At 52.2% G+C, this 14,249-nt stretch carries 14 protein-coding genes; 3 read left to right on the top strand and 11 right to left on the bottom strand.

Annotation, left to right across the window (positions count from 1 at the left end):
• Window positions 1-10: 10 nt before the first annotated feature.
• The 3 genes from dxs to xseB are packed head-to-tail and all read right to left on the bottom strand — an operon-like array spanning window position 11 to window position 3,040.
• Window positions 11-1,873, bottom strand: coding sequence for a 1-deoxy-D-xylulose-5-phosphate synthase (gene dxs, locus OOJ59_RS01210; RefSeq protein WP_137351085.1), 1,863 nt, complete (start codon window positions 1,871-1,873; stop codon window positions 11-13).
• Window positions 1,874-1,897: 24 nt separating this feature from the next.
• Window positions 1,898-2,797: a (2E,6E)-farnesyl diphosphate synthase gene (gene ispA, locus OOJ59_RS01215; RefSeq protein ID WP_038638213.1), complete on the bottom strand. Its 900-nt coding sequence runs from the start codon at window positions 2,795-2,797 to the stop codon at window positions 1,898-1,900.
• Window positions 2,798-3,040: an exodeoxyribonuclease VII small subunit gene (gene xseB / locus OOJ59_RS01220; protein WP_038638224.1), complete on the bottom strand. Its 243-nt coding sequence runs from the start codon at window positions 3,038-3,040 to the stop codon at window positions 2,798-2,800.
• Window positions 3,041-3,248: 208 nt separating this feature from the next.
• On the opposite strand from xseB, the gene thiI reads away from it, so the two are divergent.
• Window positions 3,249-4,697, top strand: coding sequence for a tRNA uracil 4-sulfurtransferase ThiI (gene thiI / locus OOJ59_RS01225; protein ID WP_038638226.1), 1,449 nt, complete (start codon window positions 3,249-3,251; stop codon window positions 4,695-4,697).
• Window positions 4,698-4,793: 96 nt separating this feature from the next.
• On the opposite strand, the gene yajL is transcribed toward thiI, so the two are convergent.
• Both yajL and panE read right to left on the bottom strand, forming a co-directional pair.
• Window positions 4,794-5,384 carry a protein deglycase YajL gene (yajL, locus tag OOJ59_RS01230; RefSeq protein WP_069323955.1) on the bottom strand — a complete coding sequence of 197 codons (591 nt, stop codon included), beginning with the start codon at window positions 5,382-5,384 and terminating at the stop codon, window positions 4,794-4,796.
• The gene (panE, locus tag OOJ59_RS01235) at window positions 5,347-6,258 is read right to left on the bottom strand and encodes a 2-dehydropantoate 2-reductase (protein WP_038638233.1); all 912 of its coding nucleotides are present in this window, start codon (window positions 6,256-6,258) and stop codon (window positions 5,347-5,349) included. The genes yajL and panE overlap by 38 nt, the downstream gene beginning before the upstream one ends.
• Before the next feature lie 174 nt (window positions 6,259-6,432).
• Here panE and OOJ59_RS01240 point away from each other — a divergent pair, with 174 nt between their 5' ends.
• Window positions 6,433-6,924 carry a YajQ family cyclic di-GMP-binding protein gene (locus OOJ59_RS01240; RefSeq protein ID WP_038638234.1) on the top strand — a complete coding sequence of 164 codons (492 nt, stop codon included), beginning with the start codon at window positions 6,433-6,435 and terminating at the stop codon, window positions 6,922-6,924.
• Between the two features lie 79 nt (window positions 6,925-7,003).
• On the opposite strand, the gene OOJ59_RS01245 is transcribed toward OOJ59_RS01240, so the two are convergent.
• Window positions 7,004-8,368: an MFS transporter gene (locus tag OOJ59_RS01245; RefSeq protein ID WP_137346923.1), complete on the bottom strand. Its 1,365-nt coding sequence runs from the start codon at window positions 8,366-8,368 to the stop codon at window positions 7,004-7,006.
• 234 nt (window positions 8,369-8,602) lie between these two features.
• On the opposite strand from OOJ59_RS01245, the gene OOJ59_RS01250 reads away from it, so the two are divergent.
• Window positions 8,603-8,977, top strand: a complete 375-nt coding sequence (locus tag OOJ59_RS01250; protein WP_069323957.1) for a DUF1493 family protein — start codon at window positions 8,603-8,605, stop codon at window positions 8,975-8,977.
• A gap of 95 nt (window positions 8,978-9,072) precedes the next feature.
• On the opposite strand, the gene cyoE is transcribed toward OOJ59_RS01250, so the two are convergent.
• Genes cyoE through cyoA form a run of 5 tightly spaced genes read right to left on the bottom strand, consistent with a single transcriptional unit; the run spans window position 9,073 to window position 13,866 of the window.
• A complete protein-coding gene (gene cyoE, locus OOJ59_RS01255; RefSeq protein WP_003831005.1) occupies window positions 9,073-9,963 on the bottom strand; it encodes a heme o synthase in 891 nt (296 codons plus the stop codon).
• A gap of 11 nt (window positions 9,964-9,974) precedes the next feature.
• A complete protein-coding gene (locus OOJ59_RS01260; protein WP_003831006.1) occupies window positions 9,975-10,304 on the bottom strand; it encodes a cytochrome o ubiquinol oxidase subunit IV in 330 nt (109 codons plus the stop codon).
• Window positions 10,304-10,918, bottom strand: coding sequence for a cytochrome o ubiquinol oxidase subunit III (locus tag OOJ59_RS01265; protein ID WP_003831007.1), 615 nt, complete (start codon window positions 10,916-10,918; stop codon window positions 10,304-10,306). Before OOJ59_RS01265 ends, OOJ59_RS01260 begins: the two co-directional genes overlap by 1 nt.
• Entirely contained in the window at window positions 10,908-12,899 is a 1,992-nt protein-coding gene (cyoB, locus tag OOJ59_RS01270; protein ID WP_038638255.1) for a cytochrome o ubiquinol oxidase subunit I, read from the bottom strand. The genes OOJ59_RS01265 and cyoB overlap by 11 nt, the downstream gene beginning before the upstream one ends.
• Window positions 12,900-12,909: 10 nt before the next feature.
• Complete coding sequence (gene cyoA / locus OOJ59_RS01275; protein WP_085047638.1) at window positions 12,910-13,866, bottom strand: cytochrome o ubiquinol oxidase subunit II; 957 nt, start codon at window positions 13,864-13,866, stop codon at window positions 12,910-12,912.
• Window positions 13,867-14,249: the final 383 nt, after the last annotated feature.

The raw sequence follows: 14,249 nt of genomic DNA on the forward strand, positions 1-14,249 counted from the left end.
GGGGAGGGGATTATGCCAGCCAGGCCTTGATTTTGGCCTCAATGCCAGTGGCATCAAGACCCAGATCGGCGCGAGCCTCATCCTGAGTGCCTTGCGGGATGAAGAAGTCAGGCAGGCCGATGTTCAGCACCGCAACGGGCTTGCGATGGGCCATCAGCACTTCGTTTACGCCACTGCCTGCGCCGCCCATAATGGCGTTCTCTTCAATAGTAACCAGCACGTCGTGTCGGGCCGCCATTTCGAGGATCAACGTTTCATCCAGCGGTTTCACAAAGCGCATGTCAACCAGCGTGGCGTTCAACGACTCTGCGACCTGAGCAGCTTCCGGCATCAGGGTGCCAAAGTTAAGAATCGCCACTTTTTCCCCGTGACGCTTCACGATGCCTTTACCTATTGGCAGGTGTTCCAGCGGCGTCAGCTCAACGCCCACCGCATTACCGCGTGGATAGCGCACGACCGATGGCCCGTTGTTGTAGTGATAGCCGGTAAACAGCATCTGGCGGCATTCATTCTCATCGCTCGGGGTCATAATGACCATTTCTGGGATGCAGCGCAGGAAGGAGAGATCGAACGCCCCCTGGTGGGTTTGCCCATCTGCGCCAACGATACCTGCCCGGTCAACGGCGAACAGGACCGGCAGTTTCTGGATGGCCACATCATGCAGCACCTGATCGTAGGCGCGTTGCAGGAAGGTAGAGTAAATAGCCACGACCGGCTTGTAGCCGCCAATCGCCAGACCTGCTGCAAAGGTCACTGCATGCTGCTCGGCAATCGCCACATCGAAGTAGCGGTCCGGGAACTTACGTGAGAATTCCACCATACCGGAGCCTTCGCGCATCGCCGGGGTAATCGCCATCAGCTTATTGTCTTTCGCTGCGGTCTCACATAACCAGTCCCCGAAGATTTTTGAATAGCTTGGCAGGCCGCCGCTGCTTTTCGGCAGACAGCCGCTGGATGGATCGAATTTGGGTACGGCGTGGAACGTGATCGGGTCTTTTTCCGCTGGCTCATAGCCACGACCTTTTTTGGTCATGATGTGCAGGAACTGCGGGCCTTTCAGATCGCGCATGTTCTTCAGCGTGGTGATAAGTCCCAGCACGTCGTGCCCGTCCACCGGGCCGATATAGTTAAAGCCCAGCTCTTCAAACAGCGTGCCCGGCACGACCATGCCTTTGATGTGTTCTTCGGTACGTTTGAGCAGCTCTTTAATCGGCGGTACGCCGGAGAATACTTTCTTCCCGCCTTCGCGCAGCGAGGAGTAGAGTTTGCCTGAGAGTAATTGCGCCAGGTGATTGTTCAGCGCGCCGACGTTCTCTGAAATCGACATTTCGTTGTCGTTGAGGATAACCAGCATATCGGGCTTAATATCACCTGCATGGTTCATCGCTTCAAACGCCATCCCGGCGGTGATAGCACCGTCGCCAATCACACAAACGGTACGGCGATCTTTGCCTTCTTTCTCGGCGGCAACCGCAATACCAATGCCAGCGCTAATGGACGTTGAGGAGTGCCCAACGCTCAGTACGTCATACTCGCTCTCACCGCGCCAAGGGAACGGATGCAAACCGCCTTTCTGACGAATGGTGCCGATTTTATCGCGGCGGCCGGTCAGAATTTTGTGCGGATAAGCCTGATGTCCCACATCCCAGATTAACTGGTCAAACGGGGTGTTATAGACGTAGTGCAGCGCGACGGTAAGTTCCACCGTGCCCAGACCAGAGGCGAAGTGCCCGCTGGAACGGCTTACGCTGTCGAGCAAATAGCGGCGCAGTTCGTCGCAAAGCTTTGGCAGGCTCTCTTTTGGCAGCAGGCGTAACTCCTGGGTGGAGTCGACCAGCGCCAGGGTCGGGTATTTGGCTATATCAAAACTCATCGCAAGCTCATGGGATATGTTGGTTTATTTATCACGCTGGATTATATAGTCCGCTAGCGCTTCCAGTGCCGAGGTATCGAGAGACTGCGCGGCCAGCAAACTTAGCGACTGGCGGGCATCCTCGATTAAATCCCGGGCTTTATTCCGGGCTTGCTCAAGACCCAGAAGTGCAGGATAGGTACTTTTGCCAAGCTGCTGGTCAGCACCCTGACGTTTACCCAATGTTGCAGTATCGCCTACCACATCCAGTATGTCATCCTGAACCTGGAAGGCCAGACCGATGCTTTCTGCGTATTTGTCGAGTATTGCCAGGCATTCCCGCCCTTTATCGCCTGCGCTTAATGCACCCAGACGCACGGCGGCACGAATCAATGCCCCGGTTTTATGGCGGTGAATACGCTCCAGCGCATCCAGCGCAACCTGATGACCTTCCGCTTCCAGATCCAGCGCCTGGCCGCCGCACATACCGGCGATACCGCTGGCCTGCGCCAGTTCAGAGATCATCGCGATGCGGTCACGGTCAGATACTTCCGGCATCGGGGCGTCGCTGATAATGGAAAACGCCAGCGTTTGCAGCGCATCTCCGGCCAGGATCGCGTTTGCCTCGCCAAATTTTACATGGCAGGTTGGCAGACCGCGGCGCAGGTCGTCGTCGTCCATCGCGGGTAAATCATCATGCATCAGCGAATAGGCATGGATGCACTCGACGGCGGCAGCGGGAGCATCAAGCGTACTCAGGCTGACGCCAAACATCTGACCGGTCGCATACACCAGGAATGGGCGCAGACGTTTACCGCCTAATAATGCGCCATATTGCATGGTTTCGACCACGGGAGTGTTCTGAAAGGGCAGTGGCGTGATAAAACGGCTCAGTGCCTGATTGGCCTGCTCAACGCAAGCCTGTAGCTGCTGCGTAAAATCCATTTACTCATTATCCGGTGTAAAAGGCGTAAGGGCGGCGTCTTCGGTGTCTGACAGCAGGATTTGTACGCGCTGTTCAGCCTGTTGCAATTTGACCTGTCCCTGACGCGCCAGTTGTACGCCACGTTCGAATTCGTTCAGCGCTTCTTCCAGCGGCAGGTCGCCGCTTTCCAGGCGGGTAACAATCTGTTCCAGCTCGCTCAGCGCTGTTTCAAAACTGGCTGGCGCTTCATTTTTCTTCGGCATAATGAATGTCTGACTCTCTGTATTGGCAGCACAAGACTATGGTAACGGACTCGCACTGATAAGCAAATAACGCGCAATGGTAAGGCGATGTGCACAGGATGACCATGATAGTGGTATACTTGCGCGCCTGGATGCAGCCGCAGGGTATGGGCTGCTGTATTTTTTTCCATTACAAGTCATTCAGACTTGCCAAAGAACCATTGCCGCCATGAAGTTTATCATTAAATTGTTCCCAGAAATCACCATCAAAAGCCAATCTGTGCGTTTGCGCTTTATAAAAATTCTGACAGGGAACATTCGTAACGTTTTAAAGCACTACGATGAAGACCTTGCCGTTGTCCGTCACTGGGATCACGTTGAGGTTCGCGCTAAAGATGAAAGCCAGCGTCTGGATATTCGCGACGCGCTGACCCGTATTCCGGGTATCCACCATATTCTCGAAGTAGAAGACGTGCCGTTTACCGACATGCACGATATTTTCGAGAAAGCGCTGGTGCAGTATCGCGATCAACTGGAAGGAAAAACCTTCTGTGTACGCGTTAAGCGTCGCGGTAAGCATGAGTTTAGCTCCATTGAGGTGGAACGTTATGTTGGCGGCGGGTTGAACCAGCATATTGAATCCGCGCGCGTGAAGCTGACGAAACCGGACGTGACGGTGAATCTTGAAATCGAAAATGACCGTCTGCTGCTGGTTAAAGGCCGCTATGAAGGTATTGGCGGTTTCCCGATTGGTACGCAGGAAGACGTCCTGTCGCTGATCTCCGGTGGTTTCGACTCCGGCGTATCGAGCTACATGCTGATGCGTCGTGGCTGCCGCGTACACTATTGCTTCTTTAACCTCGGCGGCGCTGCGCATGAAATCGGCGTTCGTCAGGTGGCGCATTATCTGTGGAACCGCTACGGTAGCTCGCATCGCGTACGTTTTGTCGCGATCAACTTTGAGCCGGTGGTGGGCGAGATCCTGGAGAAAGTCGACGACGGTCAGATGGGCGTGGTCCTTAAACGTATGATGGTACGCGCGGCATCGAAAGTCGCTGAGCGCTACGGCGTACAGGCACTGGTAACCGGTGAAGCGCTGGGCCAGGTGTCCAGCCAGACGCTGACCAACCTGCGCCTGATTGATAACGTTTCGGATACCCTGATCCTGCGCCCGCTTATCTCCCATGATAAAGAGCACATCATCAACCTGGCGCGTGAAATTGGTACCGAGGACTTTGCGCGTACCATGCCGGAATACTGCGGCGTAATTTCAAAAAGCCCAACGGTGAAGGCGATTAAAGCGAAGATTGAGGCCGAAGAAGAAAACTTCGATTTCTCTATCCTCGATAAAGTGGTCGAAGAAGCGAACAATATCGATATTCGCGATATCGCCCAGCAGACTCAGCAGACCGTGGTGGAAGTGGAAACCGTGAGTGGTTTCGGCTCAAACGACGTGATTCTGGATATCCGTTCTGTGGATGAACAGGATGACAAACCGCTGAAGGTGGAAGGTGTGGACGTGGTTTCATTGCCGTTCTACAAGCTGAGCACTAAATTCGGCGATTTAGACCAGAGTAAAACCTGGCTGCTGTGGTGTGAACGCGGCGTGATGAGCCGCCTGCAGGCGCTGTATCTGCGCGAGCAGGGCTTTGAAAACGTGAAGGTGTATCGCCCGTAGTTCCTTTGCCGGATGGCGCTGCCGCTTATCCGGTCTACAGACTGTACCGTTTTGTAGGCCGGATAAGGTGTTTACGCCGCCATCCGGCAATCATTCTTATTCGTAGTAGTTATAAATTCCCGCAGCAATTACCAGTTGTGACGCCACTTCATGAGCCTTTTCGCGGCTTACCAGTAGATCAATGATTTTTAAACCAAAATCAATGGATGTTCCCGGACCCTGGCTGGTTAACAGGTTAACGCGCGGATCCCAGACGACACGCTTGTCTTGCCATTGTTCTGCGGGAATTTTGTCCTTCAACGCCGGGAAACCTGTCATATTTCCGATGGGGAAGATATCGTGCGGGACAAGTACGGTGGCGGCAGCGGCGCAAATTGCTGCGACAATACGCCCGGAGCGATGAAACTGCTTCACGGTTTCGACAAGCAAAGGGCTATCGCGAAAACACTCCGCGCCTTTAATACCACCAGGCAATACGATGATGTCGAAATCGCCGTCAGCCACTTCGACCAACGGTGCGTCAGCCAGCAGCTTCACTCCGCGTGAGCACACAATCGTCAGGTCGCCATCGCTGGCGACGCTTGCTGTAGTGACCTTAATTCCGCCGCGAACCAGCAGATCGATAGTCGTGACCGCTTCGGTCTCTTCACTACCAGGGGCGAGACAAACCAGTGCTTGAGCGCTCATACTCACTTTCCTTTCTCTTTACCATTTCAAACAGGTGGGCATTTTCCGGGACGGCGATGCCGTGCGCGCGGGCGCGTTTTAACAGGTAACCGGTAATATAGTCGATCTCTGTATGGCGCATGGCACGAATATCCTGCAGCATTGATGAGATGTTTTCCGCCGTACTATCAATGACTTGCTCGACATAATAGCGTAAATCATCCGCTGATGTGTGGTGGCCTTCGCGTTCAATAACCGCTGCTACTTCCTCACAGATTAGTGCTATTTTTTCCGGATGCTGACGCAGTTCGCCGTTTGGGCAGTCCCAGAGCGCCGTCAGGGGATTAATGACGCAGTTCACCGCCAGTTTGCGCCACAGTTCGGCACGAATATTATTGTGCCAGGCGACATCCGGTAGTACTTCTTGCAGTGTTTCAGCCAGATAGCTGAAATCACCGTCCTGCTCACGCGCCGGACCGATGCGCGTTGTGCCCTGAGCGACATGAATGATGACATTTCCGTCGCGACGTGCTGCGTGGGTGGTGGTGCCCATCAACAGAGGCTGTTTAATGTTTTGCAGCTCTTCAATCGTCCCCATACCGTTGTGAATCAGCAAAATTGGGGTAGTTTCAGGCAGAATTGCGGCCAGACCTTTTACCGCATCGGAAACCTGCCAGGCTTTAAGTGTAACCAGCAACAGGTCGCTTTTTGCCAAAAAGTCGGGGTCGTTTGCCGTCAGGGATTCATTAAAAACCGATCCATCCGTGTCGATCAGGTTCACGCTGCAGTAGGGCTGTGGCACGCGTAGCCACCCTTGCACCTCATGTCCATGTTTGCACAGCGTGGTAAGCCACAGCTGTCCTAACGCTCCACATCCCAGTACGGTAATTTTCATTCTTCCTCCTCACCTGCAACAGCACCAGGTGTTAATCCATATCGGCCGTACCCCTTTATTGTTCACAGGTTTCAGTTCCGCGTACAATTAAAGGATACAGCCTAGTATAGCGCTGTCTGTTGAGTAACTTTGCAGGTATTATGCTTCGCATCAAAAATGAAGGGAGAGGAAAAGATGCCATCTTTCGATATTGTCTCTGAAGTTGATCTTCAGGAAGCCCGTAACGCGGTAGAAAACGCCAGCCGCGAAGTAGAGTCACGCTTTGATTTTCGTGGTGTTGAAGCGACTTTTGAGCTGAATGAGTCAAATAAGACGATTAAGGTGCTGAGCGAGTCAGATTTCCAGGTCAATCAACTGCTGGATATTTTACGTGCCAAGCTGCTGAAACGCGGGATTGAAGGCACGTCGCTGGACGTACCGGAAACCTTCGTGCACAGCGGTAAAACCTGGTTTGTGGAAGCGAAGCTGAAGCAGGGTATTGAAAGCGCGGTGCAAAAGAAAATCGTTAAGCTGATTAAAGACAGCAAGCTGAAAGTGCAGGCGCAGATTCAGGGCGAAGAAATCCGTGTAACCGGCAAGGCGCGTGACGACCTACAATCTGTTATGGCGTTGGTTCGCGGCGGCGACCTCGGCCAGCCGTTCCAGTTTAAGAACTTCCGCGATTAAGTCGTAATGCCCGCTTATCCGGCCTACAGGTAGCACACGCTATTTGTCGGCCGGATAAGACGTCGCCATCCTGCAATCTTCACGCCTGGCTGATGACCTGCTCAACCTCAAATCGATTGGTCACTTTGCTGTCGATTTTTACGTAGGCCGAATGTTCTTGCGCCACAATTAACACTTCGCTTATCCCTTCTTTAGCCAGCAGACGCTGCTTCAGGGTGTCATCCGCGGCAATCTCCGGTGGGATTTCCACGCGCAGGCTGCTAACGTACGGCGGTTCTTTCATTGTGCTGGCCACCAACAACCACACTGCCGCCAGAAGCGCGCCGGCCAGGAATACCGCCTGCCCATCAAACATGTCGACAACCCAACCGCCCAGCGAACCGCCAATCGCCACGCCAAGAAACTGGCTGGTGGAGTAAACGCCCATCGCCGTACCTTTATAGCCAGCCGGAGACTCTTTACTGATAAGCGAGGGGAGGAGGGCTTCCATCAGGTTGAAGGCGAGGAAGAATATCTGCACGCCCGCAATCAGCCCCCAGAAACGAATGTTTGCGCTCCACAATACAATTTCGGCAACAAGAATCAGTAACACGCAGGCGAGGAACACGCGTTTCATCCGGCGTTTCACTTCGGCGTAAATGATGAACGGCACCACGGAAACGAAGGACAGCAGCATCGTCACCAGATAAATTTTCCAGTGTTCGGCTGCGGGGAAACCCGCTTTCGCCAACTGACCTGGCAAGGCGACGAAAGTGGACATCAGTAAAATGTGCAGACACATGATGCCGAAGTTGAGCTTCAGCAGTTTTGGCTCCGCCAGTACTTTGCTGAAGCTACCTTTTACCATGCCTGATTCGCGGTTCAGTACGTGGGTCGTGCTATTGGGAACGACCCAAATGGTCAGCACGATACCTGTGGTAGCAAGGCCCGCGATCATCCAGAACAGCGCGTGTAGCCCTAGCGCGTGGGTAACGATCGGCCCCAATACCATCGCAATGGCGAAGGTGATACCAAAGCTGACGCCGATAAACGCCATTGCTTTGGTTCGGTTTTGCTCGCGAGTTAAGTCGGACAATAGCGCCATTACGGCGGCGGCAATCGCGCCAGAGCCTTGCAGAGCTCGACCAAGAATAATTCCCCAGATTGAATCTGAGAGGGCGGCAATCACGCTGCCGAAAACGAATACCGCCAGTCCGCCGACAATAAGCGGCTTACGACCGATGCGGTCTGACAGCAGACCAAAGGGGATCTGGAAGATGGCTTGCGCCAGGCCATAAATACCGATAGCAAGTCCGATCAAGGCTTCGCTGGCACCCTGTAGCGCCATACCGTACGTGGTCAGAACCGGCAGGACCATAAACATGCCAAGCATGCGCAACGAAAATACGGTCCCTAAACCCCAGGTGGCGCGCAACTCACCGGGCGTCATTTTGTAATCGTTCATTCCCACCTCTGTATTAATTTCGCGCCTAGTGTAAAGCGGGGAAGGGGTGGGGTAAACCTCTACGATATGTGGAATTGTGTAGCGGTATTATTGAAATAATTACCTGTGTAACTAATTTACTTGCGATAATTACAGGTGTAGTGTTTTTGTGGTTGGTTCCAATGGAAAGAGGGAAAAGGAAATGGTATTTCGTGATAAATATGACCAATTGATTCAGGATGATGACTATATGCAATGGACATCATTCTAATGAGTATTCAAGACGATGTGTTAAAGCTTTTCAGGGAAGAAATACCTGGGTATTTGGATGAAAACTGGAAAGAGGTTCCTTTAGAACTCGACTCAGAACTATTTGATGTCCCCGGTGATGACCTCCACAGTGCTCTGACTCGATATGAGAAAGAGTTTAAAGTCGATTTATCATGTGTGAACTGGAAACCGTATTATCCGTGGCACAATTTGCCACTCTTCACGAGATGGTTCAAAGCTAACCGGGAAGAAATCGAAGCAACACGCATACCGTTAACCGTAAGGATGTTTGCCGAGTCGGCTGAAGCGGGAAAATGGTTGTTTGAAATATGGACGGATAATAAACAGGAAGATGCCTGATGGGGTTACGTTTATCCGGCCTACAAGCCATATGCTTTTTTGTAGGCCGGATAAGGCGTCAGCCGCCATCCGGCATAGAAGATGTGACGATTAACTTACCAGACGTAAGTCAGCAGGTTCTGCGAGTTTGGCACCATAAAGTCGACGGACATCATCACGCTGAGCGCGGTAATGGCGATGATGGAGAAGCCGAACAGCTTGCGCGCCCAGACTCTGTCATCTTCCACTTTATAACCGCGCAGCGCCATGCCCAACCACCAGACGCTCACCGCCGCCGCAACAATCAGGTATTTATAACCTGCATAACCGCCCAGGGTTAGCATCAGCGTGGCGATAGCAAATGCCACGATATACAGCGTGATATGGTTCTTCGCGACCGAAATGCCTTTTACCACTGGCAGTACAGGGATGTTGGCAGCCTGATAATCCTTGAAGCGGAAAATCGCAATCGCGTAAGAGTGCGGCATTTGCCACAGGCTGAAAATAGCCAGCAGAATCAGCGCACCGCTATCGAACTCACCGGTTACGGCGCAGTAGCCAATCACCGGCGGCGCAGCGCCGGAGAGTGAGCCAATCAGCGTACCGTAAACGGAATGGCGCTTCATATACAAGCTATAGACGCCCACGTATACCACGAAGCCCATCACCCCCAGCCAGCAGGCCAGAGGGTTGGCGCCAAACCACAGCAGCATAAAGCCAGCAATACCCAGCAAGGTGGCGTATACCAGCGAGACGGCAGGGGAAATCAGACCTTTAACCAGCACGCGGTTTTTGGTCCTCTCCATCTTCCTGTCGATATCCCTGTCGATATAGTTGTTAAATACACAACCCGACGCCACAACCAGTGACACCCCAACCAGCGTGTAGATAAACAGGGGATAGTCGATGCTGCCTTTCGAGGCCAGCAGGAACCCCCCAATCACCGAGATCAGGTTGCCAAAGATGATGCCTGGTTTCGTAACTTGCAGGTATTGCTTAAACATCATAATCGCCGCTCTTAGTGCATCATCATGTTGTAGTTAAGGTTCCACATAATCCAGATGGAGCCCACAACCAGAATGGCGATGATTAGCACAGTAAAGACAAAGGCCGTCATGTTCCAACCTTCATCAGATTTGCTATTCATGTGCAGGAAGCACACCAGGTGCACCAGAATCTGTACCACTGCCATTGCCAGAATAGTTCCCAGAATGACGGCCGGAGAGGCAGAACCTGTCATCACCATCCAGAACGGAATGACCGTCAGGATGATCGACAGGATAAAACCTGTCATGTAGGTTTTTACGCTGCCATGGGATGCGCCGCCGCTCTCGTTAGAATGACTCATTACATCGCCCCCATCAGATAAACAACAGTGAACACACAGATCCACACCACATCCAGGAAGTGCCAGAACAGGCTCAGGCACATGATGCGGGTACGGTTAGTACTGGTCAGGCCGCGACGGGCAACTTGCACCATCAGCACCGCCATCCAGATAAGACCGGAGGTGACGTGCAGACCGTGCGTGCCGACCAGCGCGAAGAACGCAGACAGGAAGCCGCTGCGATCCGGGCCCATACCGTTAACAATCAGGTGATGGAATTCATAGAGTTCCATCCCGATGAATCCGGCACCGAACAAGAAGGTCAACGCCAGCCAGGAGATGACCTGGCTCTTGTTGTTCTTGTACATGGCGATCGCCGCCATGCCGTAAGTAATGGAGCTAAATAACAGCAGGAATGTTTCAACCAGAACGAACGGCAGTTCAAAAATGTCCTTACCTGTCGGGCCACCCGCGGTGCCGTTCACCAGAACGGCATAGGTTGCAAACAGAATTGAGAACAGAATGCAGTCGCTCATCAGGTAGACCCAGAATCCGAAGATCTTGGTCTGGCCTGCATCGTGGTGCCCGTGTTCGTGCGCGTGGGCAGTCGCGTGCGTTAAAGTATCAGTTGCCATTTTTCAGCCCTGCCTTAGTAATCTCATCGAAATGCTGGTTTTCCAGTTTTTCGACTTCCGGGACCGGCACGTAGTAATCCACGTCTTCATCAAAGCTTTTCACAATCCAGCTAATGATCATGCCTGCGAAGCTTGCAATCGCCAGCCACCAGATATGCCAGATCATGGCGAAACCAAACAGTGTTGCGAAGGCGGTAATGACGATACCGGCACCGCTGTTCTTCGGCATATGAATCTCTTCATAGTGCGTAGGCTGCTTGTACGCTTCACCTTTTTCTTTCATTTCCCAGAAGGCATCACGCTCGTGAACGTGCGGCACAACGGCAAAGTTATAGAATGGAGGCGGGGAAGAGGTTGCCCACTCCAGCGTACGACCACCCCATGGGTCACCGGTCAGGTCACGGTTCTGCTCGCGGTCGCGAATAGACACATACATCTGAATGAACTGGCACAGGATACCCAGTGCAATCAGCGCGGCGCCACAGGCGGCAACAACCAGCATCGGATGGAACTGCGGGTCAATCTGCTGGCTGAGGCGACGGGTCATACCCATAAAGCCCAGCACGTACAGCGGCATAAATGCCACGAAGAAGCCGATGATCCAGAACCAGAATGCGCGTTTACCCCAGGTTTCGTTCAGCGTGAAGCCAAACGCTTTTGGCCACCAGTAGGTCATACCCGCGAAGCAACCAAATACCACGCCGCCGATGATAACGTTATGGAAGTGCGCAATCAGGAACAGGCTGTTGTGCAGTACGAAGTCCGCACCCGGAACCGCCAGCAGTACGCCGGTCATGCCGCCGACTGAGAAGGTGACGATAAAGCCAATCGTCCACAGCATTGCTGAGTGGAATACGATACGGCCCTGATACATGGTGAACAGCCAGTTGAAGATCTTCACCCCGGTCGGGATGGCGATAATCATGGTGGTAATACCGAAGAAGGCGTTTACGTTTGCGCCGGCACCCATGGTGAAGAAGTGGTGCAGCCAAACAATGAACGACAGAACGGTGATACACACGGTTGCCCACACCAGCGAGGTGTAACCAAACAGACGCTTACGCGAGAAGGTTGCTGCGACTTCGGAGAATACCCCGAATACTGGCAGGATCAGAATGTACACTTCCGGATGGCCCCAGGCCCAAATCAGGTTGATGTACATCATCATGTTGCCGCCCATATCGTTGGTAAAGAAATGGGTGCCCAGATAGCGATCCAGGGTCAGCAACGCGACGGTAACCGTCAGAATTGGGAACGAAGCGATAATCAGGATGTTCGCGCACAGAGATGCCCAGCTAAATACCGGCATCTTGAACATGGTCATTCCTGGCGCACGCATCTTAATGATGGTCACAAAGAAGTTGATACCGGTCAGGGTTGTACCAATACCGGACAACTGGACTGCCCATATCCAATAATCGACCCCGACGCTTGGACTGTACTCTATCCCCGAAAGAGGCGGATACGCCAGCCAACCGGTCTGCGCGAATTCACCGACGCCCAGAGACAGGTTAACCAGGATTACGCCAACAACGGTGAACCAGAAGCTCAGGTTGTTCAGGAACGGGAATGCAACGTCACGTGCGCCAATCTGTAGTGGAACCACCAGGTTCATCAGACCGATAACAAATGGCATTGCCACGAAGAAGATCATAATCACGCCGTGAGCCGTGAAGATCTGGTCGTAGTGATGAGGTGGCAGGAAACCCGCTTCACCTGCAGAAGCCAGCGCTTGCTGACTACGCATCATGACGGCATCGGCAAAGCCACGAATCAACATCACGATTGCGACGATGACATACATGATGCCAAGGCGTTTGTGGTCAACCGAAGTTAGCCACTCTTTCCACAGGTAGGTCCACTTACCGAAGTAAGTGATAAGGCCGAGTAAGGCCGCACCACCGATGATAATGGCAGCGATCGTAACCATGACGATTGGTTCATGGAACGGAACTGCATCAAGTGTCAATTTTCCGAACATCGTATTCTTCTCAACCCCTTGAGTTGGCGGATTCCGCGTGGCTCATGTCCATGCCTTCCATACCTTCATGTGCGCTGTGCTCACCTTCTGGTTGGGTCATGTCCATGCTCTTACCGTGAGCCATAAATTTGTTAATAACATCTTTAAACAAATCAGGTTTCACGTTGGAGAAGTATTCCACCTGGTTGTATTCGCTTGGCACAGCCACTTTTTCGAACGCAGCCATGTCGCTCATGGTGTTCGGAGACTGCTTAGCTTTAGCAACCCATTGGTCGAATTCGGCGCGGTCCTTTGTTGCAATAGCCTTGAATTTCATACCGGAGAAGCCTGGTCCGCTATAGCTTGCGGAGATACCATCATAAGTACCGACTTCATTGGCGATCAGATGCAGTCGAGTCTGCATACCAGCCATGGCATAAATCTGGCTACCCAGACGCGGGATAAAGAAGGAGTTCATCACGGAGTTGGACGTCACTTTGAATTCGACCGGAGTATTCGCCGGGAAGGCGATTTCATTCACGGTAGCGATACCCTGTTCCGGATAGATGAAGAACCATTTCCAGTCCATGGAAACCACTTCGATGGTAATGGGCTTCTCGTCATGCGCCAGCGGTTTGCTTGGCTCAAGAGCGTGAGTGGTTTTCCAGGTCAGCACGGCAAGGAAAATGATGATTAAGATCGGCACCGTCCAGACCACAGCTTCCACTTTATTGGAGTGTGACCAGTTCGGGCTGTACTTCGCATCTTTATTGCTTGCACGATACTTCCAGGCAAAACCAACAGCCATCAAGATGGCAGGAATAACGACGATCAACATCAGGCCAAATGCCGTCAGTATCAATGACCGTTGTTCCAGTCCAATCTGTCCTTTAGGGTCAAGCAGCGCAGAATTACAGCCACTGAGCAACGCAGTGCCTGCAATTAATGACAACCATCCCAAACTTTTATTGTATTTCCTGAGTCTCATTTAACGACCTCAATTCCACGGGACCGGGTGGCGTTTAAAGTGTGAGGTCATTTTACGGGAAGGTTACATTACTGTAAACATCATTGGATCTGTGTTACCGGGTTCTGCCGAGCGTGTCACATATGTTGCAATATATGTCGGGTTGGCTTTAAGAACCTGTTGCAACATCACGTTATAACGAAAGCAGGCAGGTGAAGGACGTGCGGAGGGCAATTGGTATAACCAATACCAAAATAAAACAATTAATTAACAATTGATTATCAATAAAAAGACAATTACAGAACAAAAAATAAATTTTTCATGGCTGAATCGAGTAAGGAAAATAGCATGTATAAAAGGCGTCAATAATTTCCAAATTCTATGGCGCACAAAATAACAAATAA

It is taken from the genome of Citrobacter sp. W9, assembly GCF_026719375.1.
GTDB classification, from domain to species: Bacteria; Pseudomonadota; Gammaproteobacteria; order Enterobacterales; family Enterobacteriaceae; genus Citrobacter; species Citrobacter werkmanii.

What these genes read in the sequence shown, in the direction of transcription:
- panE (WP_038638233.1), bottom strand. Translation starts at nt 6,258, where the DNA reads ATGAAAATTACCGTACTGGGATGTGGAGCGTTAGGACAGCTGTGGCTT.
- OOJ59_RS01260 (WP_003831006.1), bottom strand. Translation starts at nt 10,304, where the DNA reads ATGAGTCATTCTAACGAGAGCGGCGGCGCATCCCATGGCAGCGTAAAA.
- cyoA (WP_085047638.1), bottom strand. Translation starts at nt 13,866, where the DNA reads ATGAGACTCAGGAAATACAATAAAAGTTTGGGATGGTTGTCATTAATT.
- thiI (WP_038638226.1), top strand. Translation starts at nt 3,249, where the DNA reads ATGAAGTTTATCATTAAATTGTTCCCAGAAATCACCATCAAAAGCCAA.
- ispA (WP_038638213.1), bottom strand. Translation starts at nt 2,797, where the DNA reads ATGGATTTTACGCAGCAGCTACAGGCTTGCGTTGAGCAGGCCAATCAG.
- OOJ59_RS01250 (WP_069323957.1), top strand. Translation starts at nt 8,603, where the DNA reads ATGGACATCATTCTAATGAGTATTCAAGACGATGTGTTAAAGCTTTTC.
- cyoB (WP_038638255.1), bottom strand. Translation starts at nt 12,899, where the DNA reads ATGTTCGGAAAATTGACACTTGATGCAGTTCCGTTCCATGAACCAATC.
- yajL (WP_069323955.1), bottom strand. Translation starts at nt 5,384, where the DNA reads ATGAGCGCTCAAGCACTGGTTTGTCTCGCCCCTGGTAGTGAAGAGACC.
- dxs (WP_137351085.1), bottom strand. Translation starts at nt 1,873, where the DNA reads ATGAGTTTTGATATAGCCAAATACCCGACCCTGGCGCTGGTCGACTCC.
- OOJ59_RS01265 (WP_003831007.1), bottom strand. Translation starts at nt 10,918, where the DNA reads ATGGCAACTGATACTTTAACGCACGCGACTGCCCACGCGCACGAACAC.
- OOJ59_RS01240 (WP_038638234.1), top strand. Translation starts at nt 6,433, where the DNA reads ATGCCATCTTTCGATATTGTCTCTGAAGTTGATCTTCAGGAAGCCCGT.
- cyoE (WP_003831005.1), bottom strand. Translation starts at nt 9,963, where the DNA reads ATGATGTTTAAGCAATACCTGCAAGTTACGAAACCAGGCATCATCTTT.
- xseB (WP_038638224.1), bottom strand. Translation starts at nt 3,040, where the DNA reads ATGCCGAAGAAAAATGAAGCGCCAGCCAGTTTTGAAACAGCGCTGAGC.
- OOJ59_RS01245 (WP_137346923.1), bottom strand. Translation starts at nt 8,368, where the DNA reads ATGAACGATTACAAAATGACGCCCGGTGAGTTGCGCGCCACCTGGGGT.